This window comes from Bradyrhizobium sp. WBAH42 (genome assembly GCF_024585265.1).
Taxonomy (GTDB): Bacteria; Pseudomonadota; Alphaproteobacteria; order Rhizobiales; family Xanthobacteraceae; genus Bradyrhizobium.
In genome coordinates this window covers 4,736,413-4,756,364 of the sequence record NZ_CP036533.1, presented here as the reverse complement: position 1 = coordinate 4,756,364, position 19,952 = coordinate 4,736,413, and the positions used below count along the sequence as shown (strand labels likewise).

Here is a 19,952-nt window from a genome sequence, read left to right as displayed (position 1 = left end):
TGACGACGAGCTTAGCGGTTGGGGATCAGGAGTATGCAGCAGTTATTGCACCGGGGTGCTGCGATGATGCAGCACCGTGAAGAAGCCCTGGGCACGTCCTGGGATGATTTGAAGCTGTTTTTAGCGTGCGCAAAATATAAAAGTTTTCGGAATGCCGCCGAAGAGCTCGGCCTCACCTCCACAACGCTGATGCGCCGCGTCGACCGGCTCGAGGAGAGCATCGGCTGCAAGCTGTTCCTGCGCGACCAGAGCGGGCTTACGCTCAGCGATGAAGGCAACGCGATGATCGCCGACGTCACGCATATGGAGCGTCACGCCTTCAACGTCTTCCGACGCGCCGCCCGGACATCGAACGACACCTCGGGCACCGTGCGCGTCGCCGTGACGGAAGGCCCCGGCAATTTCTGGATCCTGCCGCGGCTGATCGATTTCCAGAAGACCTACCGCAAGATCACCGTCGATCTGCGCTGCGCAATGGAGCAGGCCGACGTCGCGCGGCTCGAATCCGACATCGCAATCCAGCTCGAGCCGCCGACCAATCCGGATCTGATCGTCGCCAGGCTCGGCCGCCTTCATATCTATCCCTTCGTCTCCAAGGAATATGAAAGCCTCTACGGCGTGCCGGCAACGCTCGCCGAATTGAACAACCACCGCATCATCAAGCAGAGCGCGCCGCAGGTCGACGACGGCGCCTATGCCCGCGTGCTCGGGCTGAAGTCGCTCGAGGGCATCGTCGGGATCAAGACCAATTCGTCGGTGGGCGTGCTCTATGCGGTGGAGCGCGGCGCCGGCATCGGCTTCCTGCCGACGGTGTCGACTGCGCTCGGCGCGCCGCTCGTTGCCGTCGACCTCGGCGTCAGCCACCACGCCGATCTCTGGCTCACCTATCACAAGGAGTTTCGCACCTCCGAGCGCCACAAGATCGTGGTCGACTGGCTGAAGAAGATCTTCGATCCCAGGACCTATCCCTGCTTCCGCGACGAGTTCATCCATCCGAACGCGCTGGTGCCGATGATGACGGCGGCGCGCGAGGGCTTTGGCTTGACCGGATATGTGGCGACGGCGCCGACCTGAACGCAGGCGAGCGTCAGCTCACCATTTGTATTCGAAGCCGATTGTGCCCTGGTGCGAGGTGAGCTCGTTGCGGAACTTGCCGTCGTAATTGACGTAGAGCCGAGCCACGTTGGTCAGGCTGAGCGAAGCCGAGGCACCGGCATCCGCGCCGTAACGGCTCTCGCCGATGCCGGGAACGATGATGTTCTGGGCGCCCAGGCTGACCTGGATGGATCCCAGGTCCTGGTGGAAATTGTCGACGAACTTGCCGTAGGCCGAGAGGTCCAGGATCTTCTGGTCGATAATGAAGTGGCGGCCGATCTCCGCCCCGATCATGATGCGCGCGCGCGAGAGCGCCGTCGCGCCGACGCTGAGCGGATCGAGCCCGCCGGACTCACTGAACGCGGCGCTGGTGGCGCGCACATATTCCAGCGCGCCCTTCGGCACGATGCGCATCTGGTCCTTGGTCCAGTAATAGCTGATCTCGGTCAGCGCGCCGTCGACGGCGGCGCGATAGCCCGCGGTCGCAAGGCCAAGGCCGGTGTCGCGGCTGGAATGGACCTTGCCGAAGCCGTGCACCACCGCAAAGGCCCAGGTCCACGGGCCCCTGTCGACCGAGCCGCTGAAGCCGAGCTGGGTCAGGTCGAGCGTTGCGGATTGCAGAGCCAGCGGCACGTCGATGTCGGTGTGGCTGTGGTCGACCGAGAATCCGATGTTGACGCCGGGTGCGAGCCGCGCGCCGAAACCGGCGACGCCGCCAAAGGTCTTGCGCTTGTCGCCGACGAAATCGCCTTGCGCATCGGTCCGGACCGAGAGGCCGTAGCCCTCGAACCAGGTGCGGTAGCGGGGATCTTCCGTGCCCGCCGAGGCACCGCCGCCGCCCGGATTGGTGCGGAACGCCCGGTTGACGCCGCCGGATGCCTGGTTGCCGAGCCGTTCCAGGAAGCCCGAGCCGAGATTGAGCGCGCTGTTGCCGGCTGACTGATCCTGATTGGTCGAGGTCGGCGACGGAATCGGCGTCGGCGACGGCGTGGGCGTCGGGGTGGGTGTCGGCGTCGGGCTTTGCGCAAAGCTCGGGCTAACGGCCGCCATCGTCACGACCAGCGCAAACGCCATCGCAAGCGCAGCGGCGATCCGGCGGACGCGGTCCAGCCCGATCGTCTGCCGTGTCCCGGAGAGCTGCGCGGCGCAGCGCATGACCATGAATCCCGTAGCGAAGTGGCGGCGCGCAAAAATGCAACACGGTCTGCGGCGCTAGCGGTGATTTGTGCCGAACTGCCACGAGGGGTCAACCGGTCGGCGCATGACGGCCAAGGCTATTGCACTGATTGTGGTTCTGCTGCCACAGGTCGCAAATTGCGCTTGAAGGCAGCTGGCCTGGTCTTGAAATCCCCGCGTGGCTTGCTAGGCGGCGATTTTCATGTTGCAATATCGGTCACAATCGGAATTGGCCGCTTGGCTGTGCGTTTCGCGACATTGCGCCTCAAGACTCGAACAGACTTCCGGAAGACCGTTTGTGGCGTGGCACGCGAAAAGCGGCCGCGTCTTTTTTTATATCTAGTGGAGGAGACGAGCGATGCCGCAAAAGGGCACCGTCAAATGGTTCAACCCGACCAAGGGCTATGGGTTCATCAAGCCGAACGGCGGCGACAAGGACGTGTTCGTCCACATCTCCGCGGTCGAGCGTGCCGGACTCTCCACCCTCAACGAGAACCAGGTGGTTGAATTCGACCTCGTGGAGAACCGCGGCAAGTCGTCCGCGGAGAACCTCAAGGTTTCCTGATGTCTCTCGCGGCAAGCGAGCGATCATGACGTTGCCCCCGGCTCTGCCGGGGGATCTTGTTTGGGGCTCGCCCGTTGCGCGTAGGTTCATGGTTCGGCTCGCACGCGCCACATATTCCGTCATTGCGAGCGAAGCGAAGCAATCCAGAATCTTTCCGCGGAGCGATTCTGGATTGCTTCGTCGCAAGAGCTCCTCGCAATGACGGGACGGGGCGGCTCTTCAGCGCACCACCGGCGCAACCAAGAAATTCTCCGACGCCGCGCTTCCCGCCGTCTTGCAGACATCGCCCTCGATCCGGACCTTGCCGGTCGCGAGCAGCCGCAGCGCCTCGGGATAGATGCGGTGCTCGACCTCGAGGATGCGTTCGGACAGCGTTTCCGCAGTGTCGTGGTCGCTGACGGGAACCGCGCCCTGCATCACGATCGGGCCGGCATCGGTCTCGGGGATGACGAAGTGCACCGTCGCGCCGGACAGCTTGACGCCCGCGCGCAGGGCCTGGCCGTGCGGGTCGAGGCCGGCGAACGACGGCAGCAGCGACGGATGGATGTTGAGCATCCGCCCATACCAGGCTTTTGTGAACTCGGCCGTGAACAGGCGCATGAAGCCGCCCAGACAAATCAGCTCGATGCCGTGCTTGTCGAGCGCGGCCTGCAGCACCTTCTCGAAGCCGGCGCGGTCCTTGCCGAACGGCTTGCTCTCGATCACCTCCGTGGTCACGCCGCCCGCCCGGGCACGTTCGAGGCCGAGCGCATCGGCCTTGTTGGAGATGACGAGCGATATCTCCGCCGGAAAATCGGCGGCAGCGGCTGCCCTGATCAAGGCGGCCATGTTGGAGCCGCGCCCGGAAATCAGGATGGCGACGCGGCGCTTCATCACAGCGCCATGTCGAGATGGCCGTTATAGACGACGCGGTGCTCGCCCTCGGCCGGAATCACGGTGCCGAGCTGCGCCACGGTCTCGCCGGCGTCGGTGAAGACCTCGATCACCTTGTCGACCTTGTCGGGCTCGACGATCGCGATCATGCCGATGCCGCAATTGAAGGTGCGCAGCATTTCCAGCTCGGCTATGCCGGCCTGCGCGGCCAGCCATTTGAACACCGGCAGCACCGGCAGGCGTGCCAGATCGATGCCGACGCCGAGGTGCTTGGGCAGCACGCGCGGGATGTTGTCGGTGAAGCCGCCGCCGGTGATGTGGGCGAGCCCCTTCACCGCGCCGGTCTCCCGGATAACGCGCAGGCAGGATTTGACGTACAGCCTGGTCGGCGTCAGCAGCGCGCCGCCGAGCGTCATCACCGGCGCGAACGGCGCCTGCGCCTCGAAGCTGAGGCCCGACTGCTCGACGATCTTGCGGACCAGCGAGAAGCCGTTGGAATGCACGCCGGACGAAGCGAGACCGATCACGGCATCGCCCGCGGCGATGTCCTTTCGCGGCAACAACGTACCGCGCTCGGCGGCGCCGACGGCAAAGCCGCCGAGGTCGTAGTCGCCGTCCTTGTAGAGGCCGGGCATCTCGGCGGTTTCCCCGCCGATCAGCGCGCAGCCGGATTCGCGGCATCCTTCTGCAACGCCTGCGACGATCGCCGCAGTGGCCTCGGGGTCGAGCTTGCCGCAGGCGAAATAGTCCAGGAAAAACAGCGGCTCGGCGCCCTGCACCACGAGGTCGTTGACGCTCATGGCGACGAGGTCGATGCCGATGCCGCCATGCAGCCCGGTCTCGATCGCGATCTTGACCTTGGTCCCGACGCCGTCGGTCGCGGCCACGAGGACCGGATCCTTGAAGCCGGCCGCCTTGAGGTCGAACAGGCCGCCGAAGCCGCCGATCTCGGCATCGGCGCCCGGCCGTGCGGTGGCGCGCACCATCGGCTTGATCAGGTCGACCAGGCGGTTGCCCGCGTCGATATCGACGCCTGAATCGGCGTAAGTGAGGCCGTTTTTGCGGTCGGTCATGCCCGATTTCCAGTGGGTTTGCGGCTGGTTACGTCGAATTCCGGGGACGCGCAATGGCTCGCATGGCGCTCCCCGCTATACTATGTAGACATATCAACCGGTTCAGCCTGCAACGGGCCGGATTTGAGGTCAGAACCGGTGCCGGGAAGCGCTGCGTGAGTATTCCAAACATCATTACCCTGGGCCGCATCATGCTGGTCCCGATCATCGTCTGGGCCATCGTATCGAGCCAAATGGAGGTCGCGTTCGCCGTCTTCCTCATCGCCGGCATCAGCGATGCCGTGGACGGGTTCTTGGCCAAGCGCTTCAACATGACGAGCGAGCTGGGCGCCCTGCTCGATCCGCTCGCCGACAAGGCGCTGCTGGTCTCGATCTACATGGCGCTCGGCATCTGGGGCGCGATCCCGCGCTGGATCGTGATCCTGGTGGTCTCGCGCGACATCATGATCGTCGCCGCCGTGATCGTGTCCTGGCTGTTCGACCGGCCGGTCGAGATGAAGCCGTCGAAAGTGTCCAAGCTCAACACGGTCGCGCAAGTGGCGTTCGCAGCCCTGGTGCTGGCGGCGCTTGCCTTCGGCTTCAAGCCCGCGCCCTATGATATCATCCTGATGGGTCTCGTCACGGTCCTCACGCTCTCCTCCGTGTCGCTCTATCTCGTCGAGTGGCTGCGGCACATGAGCACGATCGAGGCCAAATGAAAGTGGAAGCGGCCTCGTAAAGGCCATCTCCGCTCGATCAAATCGAATTCTCTTCGAACCGGCCGGCGCGCCGGCATGGAGCAAAGCAAGCGTGGCAGGCCGCGTTCATCCCCGACAATTGGCGTTTGCACTTCCGCATGCGGAGAGCCTCAGCCGGGACAACTTCCTCGAAGGCCCCGCCAACGCGGCCGGTCTCGGCCTGATCGACAGCTGGCCGGAATGGCCGAACCGGATCATGTGGCTGGCGGGCCCGGAGGGCAGCGGCAAGAGCCATCTCGCCGCGATCTGGGCCGAGGACGCTGGCGCCCGTTCGACCACCGCCAATGCGCTGACCGCGGCGGCCGTGCCCGGCGCGCTCGCCACCGGCGCGCTGGTGGTCGAGGATCTCAAGGCTGGGGACTTCGACGAGCGCGCCCTGTTTCACCTGATGAATCTCGGCCGCGAGGACGGCGCCTACGTCCTCTTCACCGGGCGCGAGGCACCGGCCGCGCTTCAGATCGAGCTTCGCGACCTGCGCTCGCGCCTGCGGGCCGTTCCGGTGGTCACGCTGCTGCTGCCCGACGACCAGCTGTTCCGCGGCCTCATCGTCAAGTTCTGCGCCGACCGCCAGCTCAATGTGGACGAGAGCGTGGTCGGCTACCTCGCCACCCGCCTGGAACGGTCCTCGGCCGCCGCCCGCCGGGCCATCGAGCTGCTCGACAGCGAAGCCCTGCGGCTCGGCCGTCCCGTCACCCGGGCACTGGCCGCCGAGCTGCTCCGGGACGCCTGACCGGCTCGCAGGCCTCCCTGAAGCCGGCTTGACGCGGGGCGGCGGCGGAACATCAATGTCATCGAAACGTCATCGCTCTAACACATGCTCCCGCCGATTTTGCGCTTAAGTCGCAATTGGGTGAACTGGATGGACCGACTTCTAATGGACTCTGCGCAAGCTCTTGAAACCAAAGAGAAAGCCCCGGAAACCGAGGGCCTCCCGGCAATCGCGTCCAGCCCCGAGCGGTTCATCAACCGCGAGCTGTCCTGGCTGCATTTCAACCGCCGCGTCCTGGAGGAATCGGTCAACCCCAGCCACCCCGTGCTGGAGCGGGTGCGATTCCTGTCGATTTCGGCGAATAACCTCGACGAGTTCTTCATGGTCCGCGTTGCCGGCATCAAGGCCCAGGTGCGCGAGGGCATTGCCGAACGCAGCCCCGACGGCCTGACGCCGTCCGAGCAGCTCGCGCTGATCAACCGCACCGTCTCCCAGCTCGCCTCCGACCAGCAGGCGATCTGGCGCGACCTGCGCGGCACGCTGGCCGATGTCGGCATCGTGCTGGTCGACGGCAAGGACGTCACCAAGGCTGAACGGACCTGGATCGAGGACTACTTCCTCAACAACGTGTTCCCGCTGCTGACGCCGCTGGCGATCGATCCGGCCCACCCCTTCCCGTTCATTCCGAGCCTCGGCTTCACCATCGCGCTGCACCTCACGCGCGCCGCCGACGGCAAGCAGATGAACGCGCTGATCCGCATGCCCGGCAAGATCGACCGCTTCATCCGCCTGCCGGCGGAGGGCACGGTGCGCCTGATCTCGCTGGAACAGGCCACTGCCCTATTCATCAATCGCCTGTTCCCCGGCTACAATCTGCACGGCCATGGCGCCTTCCGGATCATTCGCGACTCCGAGCTCGAAATCGAGGAAGAGGCCGAAGACCTCGTCCGCCTGTTCGAGACCGCGCTGAAGCGCCGCCGCCGCGGATCGGTGATCCGGCTCGAGATCGACGCCAAGATGCCGGAGGAGCTGCGCAGCTTCGTGCAGCACGCGCTCTCGGCCGCCGACGACGAGGTGTTCCTGGTCGACGGCGTGCAGGCGATGAACGAGCTCTCGCAGCTGACCCGGCTCGACCGCCCCGACCTCGAATTCACCCCTTACGTGCCGCGCCATCCCGAACGCGTGCGCGAGCATGGCGGCGACATCTTTGCCGCGATCCGGCAGAAGGACCTGATCGTCCATCATCCCTATGAGTCGTTCGACGTCGTCGTGCAGTTCCTGCAGCAGGCCACGCGCGACCCCGATGTCGTCGCGATCAAGCAGACCCTCTACCGCACCTCCAACAACTCACCGATCGTGCGCGCGCTCGCCGAAGCGGCCGAAGCCGGCAAATCCGTCACTGCACTGATCGAGCTGAAAGCGCGGTTCGACGAGGAAGCCAACATCCGCTGGGCGCGCGATCTCGAACGCGCCGGCGTGCAGGTCGTCTACGGCTTCCTCGAACTGAAGACGCACGCAAAGCTCTCGATGGTGGTGCGCCGCGAGGGCGGCAGCCTGACGACCTACGTCCACACCGGCACCGGCAACTATCACCCGGTCACCGCGCGCATCTACACCGACCTTTCCTACTTCACCTCGGACCCGACCATCGGCCGCGATGCCGCGCGCGTGTTCAATTTCATCACCGGCTATGCCGCGCCGAGCGATCTGGAAAAGATGGCCGTGTCGCCGCTGACCTTGCGCAAGCGCATCATCGAGCACATCCAGGGCGAGACCGCGCATGCGCGGCACGGCCGTCCGGGCGCGGTCTGGATGAAGATGAATGCGCTGGTCGACCCCGACATCATCGATGCGCTCTACGAGGCGTCCCAGGCCGGCGTCCAGGTCGAGCTCGTGGTGCGCGGTATCTGCTGCCTCAGGCCCGGCATTCCCGGCCTGTCGGAGAACATCCGCGTCAAGTCGATCATCGGCCGCTTCCTGGAACATGGCCGAATCTACTGCTTCGGCATGGGCCAGGGCCTGCCGAGCGCGAAAGCGGCTGTGTATATCTCCTCTGCCGACATGATGCCGCGAAACCTCGACCGCCGCGTCGAGGTGCTGTGTCCGCTGCAAAATCCGACGGTGCATCAGCAGGTTCTCGAACAGATCATGGTCGCGAACCTGAAGGACAATGAGCAGAGCTGGCAGTTGTTGCCGGATGGGTCTTCAACGCGTATGAAGACCGCGAAGGGCGAGGAGCCTTTCAACGTCCACAACTACTTCATGACGAATCCGAGTCTGTCTGGCCGTGGAAAGTCGCTCAAGGAATCCTCGCCGCGTCGTCTCACGCGCCGGAACGAACGCCATCAATCCTGATCGGGGATTTGCGACGTGAAGCGGCCGCGCAAGCGCGGCTCGAGCGTCGCGGTTATCGACATCGGCTCCAACTCGGTCCGCCTCGTCGTCTACGAGGCGCTGGCGCGCAGCCTCATCCCGATCTTCAACGAGAAGACGCTGTGCGGCCTCGGACGCGAGGTGCAGAGCACGGGCCTGCTTGCGCCCGACGCCGTCGACAAGGCCCTGACCTCGCTGAAACGGTTTCGCGCGCTCTGCCGGGTGATGCAGGTCGGACGCGTGTTCGCGATCGCGACCGCGGCGTGCCGCGACGCCTCCAACGGTCCCGATTTCATCGCCAAGGCCGAGCGCATCTGCGCGGTGAAGATCGAGATCCTGTCGGGCCCGCGGGAGGCGCGGCTCTCGGCGCTCGGCGTGATCTCCGGCATCCACCTCCCCGACGGCATCGTCGGCGACCTCGGCGGCGGCTCGCTCGAGCTGATCGACGTGCGCAGGAACGCGGTGCGCAGCGGCGTGACGTTGCCGCTCGGCGGTCTCGCGCTCCAGGATCTCGCGCACAAATCGCTCAAGCGTGCCGATCGCATCGTGCGCGAGGAGATCGACGAGGTGCCGCAGCTGACTGCAGGCCGCGGCCGCACCTTCTACGCCGTCGGCGGCACCTGGCGCGCGCTCGCGCGCATCCACATCATCCAGAGCGGCTATCCGCTCCAGGTGATGCACGGCTATTCCATCCCGGCTGCTGAAGCGCTCGACTTCTCGCGCCGCCTGCGGCGCCTCGCCGCCGCCAACATGCTTGCCGACATCGAGATCGTGGCCGATGCGCGGCGCCCTCTCCTCACCTATGCGGCGCTGGTGCTCGAGCACATCATCCGGGTCGCAAAACCCAAGACGATCGTGTTCTCGACCTTCGGCGTGCGCGAGGGCCTGTTGCACGAGAAGCTGTCGGAGTCCGAACGGACCAAGGACGGGCTGATCTGCGCGGCCGAGGAGCTGAACCAGCTGCTGTCGCGTTCAGCCAAACACGCGCGGGAGCTGATCGCCTGGACCGACCGCCTGGTGCGCGTCGTCAAGCTGCGCGAGACGGAAGAGGACCGTCGCCTCCGCCACACCGCGTGCCTGCTCTCCGACATCGGCTGGCGCGTGCATCCCGATCATCGCGGCGAACAGACGCTCAGCCTCGTCGTCAACGGCAATTTCGGCGCGATCACCCACACCGAACGCGCCTTCGTCGGCCTGTCGGTGTTCTATCGCTATGCCGGCCTCAGCGAGGAGAACCAGCCGCCGGCCACCATGCAGGAGCTGCTGACGCCGGCGCAACTCGAACGCGCGCGCCTCCTGGGCGCTGCATTCCGCGTCGCGCATCTGATCTCGGCTGCACGTCCCGGCGTGCTGCCCGCCACGCATTTCCGCAGCCAGGGCCGCAAATTGATGCTGGTGTTCGAGCACCGGCTCGGCGACCTCGTCGCCGATCGCGTCGGCAGCCGCTTCCGTCAGCTCGCCCGCCTGATCGGCCGCTCGGGATCGATCGTGCGGCGCTGACAATGGCGGCGAGTGCTCGCCTCTCCCTGCGGGAGAGCTGAACAGCAATCCTCGGAAAACTCTATTCCGCCGAAGCCTTGGCGTGCTGCTCGGAGGATGCCAGCGCGACGGCGGTCAGCCTGCGCCGGCGCCAGATGGTGCCGACCACCAGCACGACGAGGACGCCGAGTGCGGCGCAGAGAAATTCGGGGCCGGCCCCGCCATGGCCGAATTGCGGCGGGATGCGGAATACCCCCAGCATGGCGTCGAGCGAGGCGCCGAACGGGCCCTCGAACAGCGCGTGCAGTCGCGGCGCGACGCCGGGATCGGTCGCGATCACCTCGCCCGAGATCCAGCCGAGCAATGCCGCGCCAGCCCAGACCAGGACCGGCAGCTTTTCCAGCAGCGCCATGATCAGCGCCGCGCCGGCGACGATCAGCGGCACGCTGATGGCAAGGCCGAGGATCAGCAGAGGCACGCTGCCATTGGCCGCGGCGGCGACCGCAATGACGTTGTCGAGACTCATGACGATGTCGGCGACCACGACGATCTGGATCGCCTGCCAGAGATGCGCGGCAGCGTCGACGTCGTCATCGTCATCGTGTTCCGGCACCAGGAGCTTGGCCGCGATCACGATCAGCGCAAGGCCGCCGACCAGCTTGAGATACGGCAACTCCATCAGCGTGGCGACGATACCGGTGAAGATGATCCGCAGCATCACCGCTGCGCCGGCACCGAAGATCATGCCCCACAGCCGATGCCGCGGCGAGAGGCCGCGGCACGCGAGCGCGATCACCAGCGCATTGTCGCCGGAGAGCAGGATGTTGATCCAGATGATCTTGCCGACCGCGATCCAGAAGGTCGGCGCAGCCATCTCGTTGCGGAACTGGGTGAAGAATGCCCCGATCGTAGCGGGATCGAAGATCTGCCAGAGCCAGTCCACAATGAGTCCTTTCGCCCGTTGTTTCTAACCTGCCGGCTGGATCAGCCGACGATCTCGTTGCCCGAGAAGAACTGCGCGATCTCGATCGCGGCGGTCTCCGGCGCATCCGAACCGTGCACCGAGTTCTCGCCGATCGACTTGGCGTAGAGCTTGCGCACGGTGCCCTCGGCGGCCTTGGACGGATCGGTCGCGCCCATCACCTCGCGGTACTTGGCGATCGCGCCCTCGCCTTCCAGGACCTGAACCACGACCGGGCCGGAGGTCATGAACGCCACGAGTTCGCCGAAGAAGGGGCGCGCCTTGTGGACGGCGTAGAAGGTCTCGGCCTGCTCCTTGGTCATGCGGATGCGCTTCTGCGCCACGATGCGCAGGCCTGCCTTCTCGATCACGGCGTTGACCGCGCCGGTCAGGTTACGCTCGGTCGCGTCGGGCTTGATGATCGAGAACGTGCGTTCGATGGCCATAATATTGTCCTTGGGGAAGAAGGCGGGTGGTTGTCGAGTTGCGGGGCTTATATCGGCGCCTTTGCCGGACGGCAAGCGACCGCCGAAACGGCCTCACAGGCGCTTCGCCGCAGGCAGCCGGCGTCCGATTTCGGCTTGGATGACAACAATTTCACCCAGATGAACCCAATCTGAAACCGCCGTGAGGGTCCGGTTCAGCTTCGCCGGCGTAAGGTGGCTCCATCGAAACCGAAGCCTGATCGTCAGGCGGACCGTTTCGGAGGCCTTTCCATCGACGCGGATTCCCCCGCGCCGGGCAGTTTTGAGGAGATCACCATGTTGAGGAAACTTTCGCTTGCCGCTGTCGCCGCGGTTGCGCTCGGTGCCGCGCTGGCGCCGACCTCGGCCTCCGCTCATTGGCATGGCGGCGGCCCGGGCTGGCATGGCGGTGGCGGCTGGCACGGCGGCTACCGCTGGGGCGGTCCGCGCTACTATGCCCCCGTCTCCTACGGTTATGGCGGCTGCTATGTGCGCCGGCTGGTCCCGACCCCCTGGGGACCCCGCTGGCGGCTGATCAACCGCTGCTACTGAACCCGTCAGCACCTTTCGAAGGGTACCTAAGCCCCCCAAGGTACCTGCCAAGAGAAGCCCCGGCGCCCCCTCGCCGGGGCTTTGCCTTGAGCGGACAAGGCGCAGCTCATACAATTTTTACGAGAATGTCCGGCATTCCCTACAGCCGGCGAAACCATTTCGCCGGCAATGACTTGGTACCGTGTCTTTACTTCGAGAACACGGAACCTTGCGATGGCTGGGCCTTTTGCCAGTGACAGCGAACAGATCGACCGGCGCACCAGCCGCTCGATTTGCGATGCCGTGGGCGAACGGCTGCAACAGAGCCTCCGGCCCGAGCCGCGCCTTCCGACCCATCTCGAGCAGCTCCTGAACGAGCTGCGGCGGCGTGAACGCGAGACGCACTGACGGAAAAACGGGTTGCGTTCCACGCGCCTTGCGGTGACAAGGCCGCATGCTCGCCATCAACGACCTCTCCATCCGCCTCGCCGGACGCCTTTTGATCGACCAGAGTTCCGTGCAGATCACGCCCGGATCGCGCGTCGGCCTGGTCGGACGCAACGGCACCGGCAAGTCGACGTTGTTCAAGGTGATCCGCCGCGAACTTGCGGCCGAGCACGGCTCGGTGACCCTGCCGCCGCGCTGGCGCATCGGCAGCCTGGCGCAGGAAGCGCCGAACGGCCCCGAAAGCCTGATCTCGGTCGTGCTCAAGGCCGACCTCGAACGCGACGCGCTGCTCACCGAGGCCGAGCACGCGACCGATCCGCACCGCATCGCCGAGATCCAGACCCGCCTCGTCGACATCGACGCCCACTCGGCGCCGAGCCGCGCGGCCGCGATTCTCTCCGGCCTCGGCTTCTCCGCCGCCGATCAGCTCCGCCCCTGCGCCGAATTCTCCGGCGGCTGGCGCATGCGCGTCGCGCTCGCCGCAACGCTGTTCGCGGCGCCCGACCTTCTGCTGCTCGACGAGCCCACCAACTATCTCGACCTCGAAGGCACGCTGTGGCTGGAGGATCACCTCGCGCATTATCCGCGCACGGTGATCGTGATCAGCCACGACCGCGACCTCCTGGAAAGCTCGGTCGACCAGATCCTGCATCTGGAGCGCGGCAAGCTCACGCTCTACAAGGGGTCTTATTCCTCGTTCGAGGAGCAGCGCGCCGCGCGCGAGCTGCTCGATGCCAAGGCGGTCAAGCGCCAGGAGGCCGAGCGCGCCCGCCTCCAGGCCTTCGTCGACCGCTTCAAGGCCAAGGCATCGAAAGCCCGGCAGGCACAGTCTCGCGTGAAAATGCTGGAGCGGCTGAAGCCGATCACGGCGCTGGTCACCGAGGACGTGCGGGAGATCAGCTTCCCGGCGCCGGAGAAGATCTTGTCGCCGCCGATCATTGCCGTCGACAACGCCTCGGTCGGCTACGATCCGGCGAGCCCGGTGCTGGGCCGCGTCACCTTGCGCATCGACAATGACGACCGCATCGCGCTGCTGGGCGCCAACGGCAACGGCAAGTCGACGCTGGTGAAACTGCTCGCCGGACGGCTCGCGCCTTTCTCGGGAAAAGTGACGCGCGCCGACAAGCTGTCGATCGCCTATTTCGCGCAGCATCAGCTCGATGAGCTGAACGAAGACGCCTCTGCCTACGATCACGTCCGCAAGCTGATGGGCGATGCGCCCGAGGCCAAGGTGCGCGCCCGCGCCGGCGCGATCGGCTTCTCCGGCAAGGCCGCCGACACCAAGGCTGGTAAATTGTCAGGCGGCGAGAAGGCGCGCCTCCTCCTGGGGCTTGCGACCTTCTTCGGACCGAACATGATCATCCTGGACGAGCCGACCAACCATCTCGACATCGACAGCCGCGGCGCGCTTGCGGAAGCGATCAACGAGTTTCCCGGCGCGGTGATCATGGTCTCGCACGACCGCTATCTGATCGAGGCCTGCGCCGATCGGCTCTGGATCGTCGCCGATCGCACCGTCACCAATTACGACGGCGATCTCGACGAGTATCGCCGCCTGGTGCTGTCGACGCGCAACGCCGAAGCCCCGCGCGAGCGCAGCGCGCCAAGCGAGAAACTGCAGCGCCCGAAATCGGACAATCGCGGCTCGCTGAAGAAGCGCATCGCCGAAGCCGAGGCCGAGATCGCGCGCGTCAGCGAGATCATCGCCAAGATCGACACGGCGCTGGCCCTGCCCGACATTTTCACGCGCGATCCCAAGCAGGCGGCGCAGCTGTCGAAGGCGCGCGCGAACGCGGCCGACGCGCTGGCGCGCGCCGAGGAGCAATGGCTGGAGGCGAGCGCGCAATTCGACGAGGCGGCGGGTTAGCGCCTCCACCGCGCGCCAACCAAACGTGCAAAACAACCCCATGCACAGTACCGGCATTATGGCACCGGCGAACTAGCCTTTGAACAAGCTGCTTTTTACCCGCTCGGCCGGCAAGCCTAGCGGGGCGCAAAAGCTCAATCCGCGTATTGCCCGGCCGCCTTGATGATCGGGGCCCAGCGGTCGATCTCACTCGTCAGCATCGCACCTAACGCCTCCGGCGTCGCCTTGTCCTGCGGGACTGGCTCGGTGTTGATGTCGTTGAACCGGGCGATCAGCGCGGGATCCTTAAGCGCGGTCTGCAGCGCCGCGGTCAGCTTCTGAACGATCGCCGGCGGCGTGCCCTTGGGCGCATAGATGCCGTGCCAGACACCAAGCTCGAAACCCTTGAGGCCGGCCTCGTCGGCGGTCGGCAGATCCGGCAGGCTCTTCAGCCGTTCCTTGGTGGTGATCGCGTAGGCCTTGACCTGCTTGGCCGTGATCGGCCCCGTGGTGTTGGTCGCCTGATCGCAGGTGAGATCGATCTGCTTGCCGAGCAGATCGTTCATGATCGGGCCGTTACCCTTGTAAGGCACCGTGGTGAGCTGCTTCTGGATCGCGGTCATGAACAGCATGCCGCAGAGATGCGAGGCCGCACCCAAGCCGGCATTGGCATAGGTCAGCTTGTCGCCCTGCTGCTGGGCGTAGGCGACCAGGTCCTTGAGCGTATCGGCCGGGAAGTCGGGGCGCGCGATGATGGTCATCGGCGCGTTGGTGACGAGCCCGATCGGCGCAAAGGCCGTCTTGGTGTCGTAGCTGAGATTGCGGTAGAGCGTCGCGGCGGTCGAGATGCCGACGTGATGGATCAGTAGCGTGTAGCCGTCCGGCTGGGCGCGCGCGGCCCGGGTCGTGCCGATGGTGCCGCCGGCGCCGGTCGCGTTCTCGACGATGACCTGCTGTCCCAGGGATTTCGCCATGCCCGCCGCGGTCAGCCGGGCGATGGTGTCGGTCGGCCCGCCCGCGGCGAATGGCACCAGCATGGTGATGGGCCTGGTCGGATAGTCCTGGGCGAATGCTGCACCGAGCGGCAGAAGCAGCGCCGATACGAGGGCAATGAACCGCATAGTTTCCTCCGGATTGTTGTTTGCGCCATCAAAGCGCATTCAGGGGCGCGCGGCCATCACGAAAGCGACGTCAGCAGGAACCTTGCAGCGGTCGAGCGCGCGCCGAGGCCGACCACATCGCATTCGGTGCGACCGCGCGTGACCTTGGCGCTTGCCCAGCACTACGTCTGCGCCTCGGCTTCGCTCTCGAGCTTCGTCCGTAGTGCCGCGACGATGCGATGAACCGTTTGCAGATCCTTGACCGCAAGCCCTTCGGAAAGGCTGTTGACCCACGGCATCTGCAGGGCCATGGCGGCATCGAAAGCACGGCGCCCCTTGTCGGTCAGGACGACGAGCTGCGCTCGGCGGTGGTGCGGATTGGCCTCGAAAGCAACGAGGCCTTCCCCGTGGAGGTCGTTGACGATCCGCTGCACGTTTTGACGATTGCCGCCCAGATCGCGGGCGAGCCAGGCCACCGGCTGGGGCCGCTCCGCCTGCACGATGGCGCCGAGAATCTGCCAGCGGGCGCTGGTGAGCCCGAGCCGGGCCACCAAGCGGTCGCCAGCGGTCAAGAGCAGGCTGTTCAGCCGGAACAAGTCAAGCATGAGGTCGGTCAGAGCATCGCCGGCCGGCGTTCGTTGGGATTTTCGCATCCGTCACCATAGACAGTTATTGACATCATGATGTCAAATTACTAGATTATCCATAGTACCACATTGACATCATAAAACCATCTCGACGGAGTTCGTCATGGCGCGCCTACGCCCACTGGACCCTGACTGTCCCATCGAGCGCCAGCTCGGCATCGACACCGGCCCCGTGGTGCTGGTGAATCTGTTCACGCTCGACAAGGCCGATGAACAAAGCTTTCTCCGGATCTGGCAAGACGATGCCGCCTTCATGAAGCGGCAGCCGGGCTTCATCTCCACCCAGCTTCACCGAGCAATTGCCGAAAGCCCCACGTATCTGAACTATGCGGTTTGGCAGACGACCGCCGACTTCCGGGCTGCGTTCACGCACCCCGAGTTCAGGTCGAAGATCTCGGCCTACCCCGCATCCGCCGTCGCCTCCCCGCACCTATTCGAGAAGGTCGCGGTGCCCGGCATTTGCGTCGCGTAGCCCGCTTCGAGAACGGCAGACCCGATGACCAGGATCATCCACCCAATCGCGGGAGCGGTCGCACTGGCGATTATTGCGACCTTCTGGCTTTCCACGGCTCTCACCGAGCTATTTGCGTCACACCAGACCATCGCCATGGTGAAGACCGCCATACCGTGGGGCTTCCTGTTGCTCATTCCGATGCTCGCGGCGACGGGAGGTTCGGGATTCGTCTTGGCACAGCAGCGGCGCGCCGGCCTGATCGGTGCGAAGATCAAGCGCATGCCGTTCATCGCCGGCAACGGCATCCTGGTTCTGATTCCCGCCGCGTTGTTTCTTGCCTCCAAGGCGAAGGCTGCGGAGTTCGACACCACGTTCTACGCGGTGCAGACTCTCGAATTGTTTGCCGGCGCGATGAACATCGGCCTTCTCGGCCTCAACATGCGCGACGGCTTCAAGATGAAGGGCCGTTTCCGCGCTCGCCAGCCCGATCGCTTCAACACCAAGCCGATCCTCTGAGCGCGCCGCCAAGCCGGCTTTGCATCGGGTCCGCCCCGCTCACCTCCTGGATCGGAGACTCTTCCGTTTCACTGCGGCGCAGGCGATCCCCGACTACGCGTGCTTCTTCTTCGGCTTGGCCGCCTTCGGCATCGGCTGCGGGTCCGGATTGCCTTCGATCGAGGACAGACGTCCAGCGGTGAACGTGTAGACGCCCGCGCGCGGACCAGTCGTCCACGTGACCACGGCGACGCGGCGGCCGGCGGCATCGTTGGAGAGATTGATGCTCGAGGGCGCGCCGATGCCGCGCACCACGTCGCATTCGGTGTGGCCGAGCGCGACCGTGCCGCCCATCGGCGCGGTCGTCGAGGCATTGGCATCGGCCGGTCCGGGCGGCGGCGCCATGCCGGGACAGGCGCCGTCGGCGCTGACGAGATCCTCAGCTCCGACCGGCTTGTCCGGGGTCAGCGGCGGCGATTCGATCGAGATGTTCTTGATGAAGAGACGGCCGGGTTTCTGGAACCATTCGGCGTCCTTCGACAGCAGGTCGGTGCCGCCCGAGCAGCCCGCGACCAGCGGTGCTACGGCAACGAGCGCAATCATGAGCGAGCCGGGAAGCTTTTGATGTCGCACGATAAACTAATTCCCCGCGTGAAGGACCAGCCCTAAGCGTTTGTCCCAACATCCCTTTGCGGCACGAAGGTGGCCGAAGCCAGCATCGCCCGAAAAGTGCAAATTATCATTAATTGCGGCTAATTGCGTTTCTGCCACCGGCCCCGGTCGTCGGCCTGCCAATAGGTGACATCAAATCCCCGCGCCTTGCAATCCGTCCAGGCCGAGCGAGCGAGCGCAAGCGCGTCGGGATCGTCGCCGTTGAACAGCAGGACCATGCGCTCGTAGCCCTGTGCGTCCTCCGGCAGCGCGGCGTTGTCGACCAGGAAGCGGACATTGGCCCCATTGGGATTGCCGCCCTCGATCGCCAGCACGATCGGCTGGTCGGCAACATCGTTCACCCGCCATGTCGCGTGCGGCAGGAATGCATCGTCGCGATAGGTCCACAAATGCGAGTCGAGCGCGTCGGCGCGCTCCTCCGAGGTCGACTGCACCACGACGCGCCAGCCGCGCTCGAGCGACTTCTCGAGCAACGGCGGCAACACATTCTCCACCGTCATGTTTTGCAGATGGTAGAACAGCACTTCAGTCATGTCGGATCATTTGCGCTCGTAATGGTCGGCGACCAGGCGGTCGAGCAGGCGGACTCCGTAGCCGCTTCCCCAGCTCTGGTTGATGTCGGTCTTCGGCGCGCCCATCGCGGTGCCGGCGATGTCGAGATGGGCCCAGGGCACACCGTCGACGAAGCGCTGCAGGAATTGCGCGGCGGTTATCGAGCCGCCATGGCGGCCGCCGGTGTTCTTCATGTCGGCAAACTGGGAATCGATCAGCTTGTCGTATTCGGGGCCGAGCGGCATGCGCCAGACCTTCTCCCCGCTCTCGATGCCGGCCGTGAGCAGCCGGTCGGCCAATTCGTCGTTGTTGGAGAACATGCCGGCATGCTCGGTGCCGAGCGCCACCATGATCGCGCCGGTCAGCGTCGCCAGATCCACCATGAATTTAGGCTTCACCTTCTTGGCGACGTACCAGAGCACGTCGGCGAGCACGAGGCGGCCCTCCGCATCGGTGTTGATGATCTCGATGGTCTGGCCGGACATCGAGGTGACGATGTCGCCCGGCCGCTGCGCGTTGCCGTCGGGCATGTTCTCGACCAGGCCGATGGCGCCGACCGCGTTGACCTTCGCCTTGCGCGCCGCGAGCGCATGCATCAGGCCGACGACGCAGGCCGCCCCGCCCATGTCGCCCTTCATGTCCTCCATGCTGCCGGCCGGCTTGATCGAGATGCCGCCGGTGTCGAAGCAGACGCCCTTGCCGACGAAGGCGACCGGGGCCTCGCCCTTCTTGGCTCCGTCCCAGCGCATGACCACGGTGCGGCTCGGCCGCGCCGAGCCCTGGCCGACGCCGAGCAGCGCGCCCATGCCGAGCTTCTGCATCGCCTTGACGTCGAGCACCTCGACCTTGACGCCGAGCTTGCGCAGCTGACCGGCTCTGCGGGCGAATTCCTCCGGGAAAAGCACGTTCGGCGGCTCGTTGACGAGGTCGCGAGCGATGATCACGCCGTCGACGACGTGGCCGGCCGCAGCGAACGCCTTTTTCGCCGCACCGGCATCGCCGACCGCAAGCGAGACGTCGGCGCGCGCGCCGCCCTCCTCGCCGTCCTTCTTCCTGGTCTTGTAGCGATCGAACTTGTAAGCGCGTAAGCGCAGGCCCGAGGCGATCGCAACCGCCTGCTCGCTCGTCATAGAGCCACCCGGCAGTTCCGCGAGGACGGTCATGGCGCTGGTGCCGACGGGCAGCTTGCTGGCGGCCACCCCGCCGAACTTGAGGAAATCATTCGCCTTGAGGCCGGTCGCCTTGCCGGCGCCGATCACGATCAGCCGGGTCGCCTTCACCCCCTCCGGTGCCAGAATGTCCAACGCGGCCCCGCTTTTGCCCTTGAAGGCGGCCGCGGCCGCCGCGCGCTTCACGATGTCGGCAGCGCCACCCAGCGCCTTGGCCGTCGCCGGGCCGAGCTTCAGGCCGTCGTCGCAAAACACGACCAGGATGCCACGGGGGGCGGCAGACAACGGGACAAAGCCGACCTTGATGGCATCGGACATGGATAACTCCTCCAAAACATGGGGTTTTTCGTCGTTCGGGGGTCCGAGCACAAGCCGGAGCTGAACGGCGATTCACTGAGGCTTCCCCCACTATGGGCCAGCGGCCAGCCCGATGCCAAGCGCCGCCGTGGCCGCGGGGCCACAACGCCCGAAATATTAACCATATAATGAGGGTGCCACGGGGCAGCCATTTTGTTGACGGATCAAAGGGATGGT

The 19,952-nt window shown here is 65.5% G+C and carries 21 protein-coding genes; 11 read left to right on the top strand and 10 right to left on the bottom strand.

Annotation, left to right across the window (positions count from 1 at the left end):
- Nucleotides 1-33: 33 nt before the first annotated feature.
- Entirely contained in the window at nucleotides 34-1,074 is a 1,041-nt protein-coding gene (locus tag DCG74_RS22095; RefSeq protein ID WP_172786486.1) for a LysR family transcriptional regulator, read from the top strand.
- An 18-nt stretch (nucleotides 1,075-1,092) separates the two neighbouring features.
- On the opposite strand, the gene DCG74_RS22090 is transcribed toward DCG74_RS22095, so the two are convergent.
- A complete protein-coding gene (locus tag DCG74_RS22090) occupies nucleotides 1,093-2,250 on the bottom strand; it encodes an autotransporter outer membrane beta-barrel domain-containing protein (protein ID WP_172786485.1) in 1,158 nt (385 codons plus the stop codon).
- A 379-nt stretch (nucleotides 2,251-2,629) separates the two neighbouring features.
- Here DCG74_RS22090 and DCG74_RS22085 point away from each other — a divergent pair, with 379 nt between their 5' ends.
- Complete coding sequence (locus tag DCG74_RS22085) at nucleotides 2,630-2,836, top strand: cold-shock protein (RefSeq protein WP_024338088.1); 207 nt, start codon at nucleotides 2,630-2,632, stop codon at nucleotides 2,834-2,836.
- Between the two features lie 219 nt (nucleotides 2,837-3,055).
- Here DCG74_RS22085 and purN read toward each other — a convergent pair whose 3' ends face one another.
- Both purN and purM read right to left on the bottom strand, forming a co-directional pair.
- Entirely contained in the window at nucleotides 3,056-3,709 is a 654-nt protein-coding gene (purN, locus tag DCG74_RS22080) for a phosphoribosylglycinamide formyltransferase (protein WP_172786484.1), read from the bottom strand.
- A complete protein-coding gene (gene purM, locus DCG74_RS22075) occupies nucleotides 3,709-4,782 on the bottom strand; it encodes a phosphoribosylformylglycinamidine cyclo-ligase (RefSeq protein WP_172786483.1) in 1,074 nt (357 codons plus the stop codon). The genes purN and purM overlap by 1 nt, the downstream gene beginning before the upstream one ends.
- Before the next feature lie 155 nt (nucleotides 4,783-4,937).
- Between purM and DCG74_RS22070 the strand changes: the two genes are divergently transcribed.
- The 4 genes from DCG74_RS22070 (at nucleotide 4,938) to ppx (ending at nucleotide 10,101) form a co-directional block, all read left to right on the top strand.
- Nucleotides 4,938-5,480 (top strand): CDP-alcohol phosphatidyltransferase family protein, encoded by a 543-nt coding sequence (locus DCG74_RS22070; RefSeq protein WP_172786482.1) that lies wholly within the window; start codon nucleotides 4,938-4,940, stop codon nucleotides 5,478-5,480.
- A gap of 91 nt (nucleotides 5,481-5,571) precedes the next feature.
- A complete protein-coding gene (locus DCG74_RS22065; RefSeq protein WP_172786481.1) occupies nucleotides 5,572-6,249 on the top strand; it encodes a chromosomal replication initiator DnaA in 678 nt (225 codons plus the stop codon).
- A gap of 144 nt (nucleotides 6,250-6,393) precedes the next feature.
- Entirely contained in the window at nucleotides 6,394-8,583 is a 2,190-nt protein-coding gene (locus DCG74_RS22060) for an RNA degradosome polyphosphate kinase (RefSeq protein ID WP_172786517.1), read from the top strand.
- A gap of 15 nt (nucleotides 8,584-8,598) precedes the next feature.
- Nucleotides 8,599-10,101 (top strand): exopolyphosphatase, encoded by a 1,503-nt coding sequence (ppx, locus tag DCG74_RS22055; protein ID WP_172786480.1) that lies wholly within the window; start codon nucleotides 8,599-8,601, stop codon nucleotides 10,099-10,101.
- A 61-nt stretch (nucleotides 10,102-10,162) separates the two neighbouring features.
- Here ppx and DCG74_RS22050 read toward each other — a convergent pair whose 3' ends face one another.
- Nucleotides 10,163-11,023 carry a TerC family protein gene (locus DCG74_RS22050; protein WP_172786479.1) on the bottom strand — a complete coding sequence of 287 codons (861 nt, stop codon included), beginning with the start codon at nucleotides 11,021-11,023 and terminating at the stop codon, nucleotides 10,163-10,165.
- Nucleotides 11,024-11,064: 41 nt separating this feature from the next.
- Nucleotides 11,065-11,487 (bottom strand): nucleoside-diphosphate kinase, encoded by a 423-nt coding sequence (ndk, locus tag DCG74_RS22045; protein ID WP_025035862.1) that lies wholly within the window; start codon nucleotides 11,485-11,487, stop codon nucleotides 11,065-11,067.
- Nucleotides 11,488-11,802: 315 nt separating this feature from the next.
- Here ndk and DCG74_RS22040 point away from each other — a divergent pair, with 315 nt between their 5' ends.
- The 3 genes from DCG74_RS22040 (at nucleotide 11,803) to DCG74_RS22030 (ending at nucleotide 14,350) form a co-directional block, all read left to right on the top strand.
- Complete coding sequence (locus tag DCG74_RS22040; protein WP_172786478.1) at nucleotides 11,803-12,057, top strand: sulfur globule protein precursor; 255 nt, start codon at nucleotides 11,803-11,805, stop codon at nucleotides 12,055-12,057.
- A 213-nt stretch (nucleotides 12,058-12,270) separates the two neighbouring features.
- Nucleotides 12,271-12,444: a hypothetical protein gene (locus DCG74_RS22035; protein WP_172786477.1), complete on the top strand. Its 174-nt coding sequence runs from the start codon at nucleotides 12,271-12,273 to the stop codon at nucleotides 12,442-12,444.
- Nucleotides 12,445-12,490: 46 nt separating this feature from the next.
- Nucleotides 12,491-14,350 (top strand): ABC-F family ATP-binding cassette domain-containing protein, encoded by a 1,860-nt coding sequence (locus DCG74_RS22030; protein ID WP_172786476.1) that lies wholly within the window; start codon nucleotides 12,491-12,493, stop codon nucleotides 14,348-14,350.
- Nucleotides 14,351-14,484: 134 nt separating this feature from the next.
- On the opposite strand, the gene DCG74_RS22025 is transcribed toward DCG74_RS22030, so the two are convergent.
- A complete protein-coding gene (locus DCG74_RS22025) occupies nucleotides 14,485-15,450 on the bottom strand; it encodes a tripartite tricarboxylate transporter substrate-binding protein (RefSeq protein ID WP_172786475.1) in 966 nt (321 codons plus the stop codon).
- A gap of 161 nt (nucleotides 15,451-15,611) precedes the next feature.
- The gene (locus DCG74_RS22020; protein ID WP_172786474.1) at nucleotides 15,612-16,082 is read right to left on the bottom strand and encodes a MarR family winged helix-turn-helix transcriptional regulator; all 471 of its coding nucleotides are present in this window, start codon (nucleotides 16,080-16,082) and stop codon (nucleotides 15,612-15,614) included.
- Nucleotides 16,083-16,179: 97 nt separating this feature from the next.
- On the opposite strand from DCG74_RS22020, the gene DCG74_RS22015 reads away from it, so the two are divergent.
- Nucleotides 16,180-16,548: an antibiotic biosynthesis monooxygenase gene (locus DCG74_RS22015; RefSeq protein ID WP_172786473.1), complete on the top strand. Its 369-nt coding sequence runs from the start codon at nucleotides 16,180-16,182 to the stop codon at nucleotides 16,546-16,548.
- Nucleotides 16,549-16,572: 24 nt separating this feature from the next.
- On the top strand, nucleotides 16,573-17,046 hold the full coding sequence (locus DCG74_RS22010) for a hypothetical protein (RefSeq protein ID WP_172786472.1): 474 nt from the start codon (nucleotides 16,573-16,575) through the stop codon (nucleotides 17,044-17,046).
- Nucleotides 17,047-17,139: 93 nt separating this feature from the next.
- Here DCG74_RS22010 and DCG74_RS22005 read toward each other — a convergent pair whose 3' ends face one another.
- From DCG74_RS22005 to DCG74_RS21995, 3 genes are all read right to left on the bottom strand, one after another.
- Entirely contained in the window at nucleotides 17,140-17,628 is a 489-nt protein-coding gene (locus DCG74_RS22005; protein ID WP_172786516.1) for a hypothetical protein, read from the bottom strand.
- Between the two features lie 149 nt (nucleotides 17,629-17,777).
- Complete coding sequence (locus DCG74_RS22000; protein WP_172786471.1) at nucleotides 17,778-18,230, bottom strand: DNA polymerase III subunit chi; 453 nt, start codon at nucleotides 18,228-18,230, stop codon at nucleotides 17,778-17,780.
- 6 nt (nucleotides 18,231-18,236) lie between these two features.
- On the bottom strand, nucleotides 18,237-19,736 hold the full coding sequence (locus DCG74_RS21995) for a leucyl aminopeptidase (RefSeq protein WP_172786470.1): 1,500 nt from the start codon (nucleotides 19,734-19,736) through the stop codon (nucleotides 18,237-18,239).
- Between the last annotated feature and the right edge of the window lie 216 nt (nucleotides 19,737-19,952).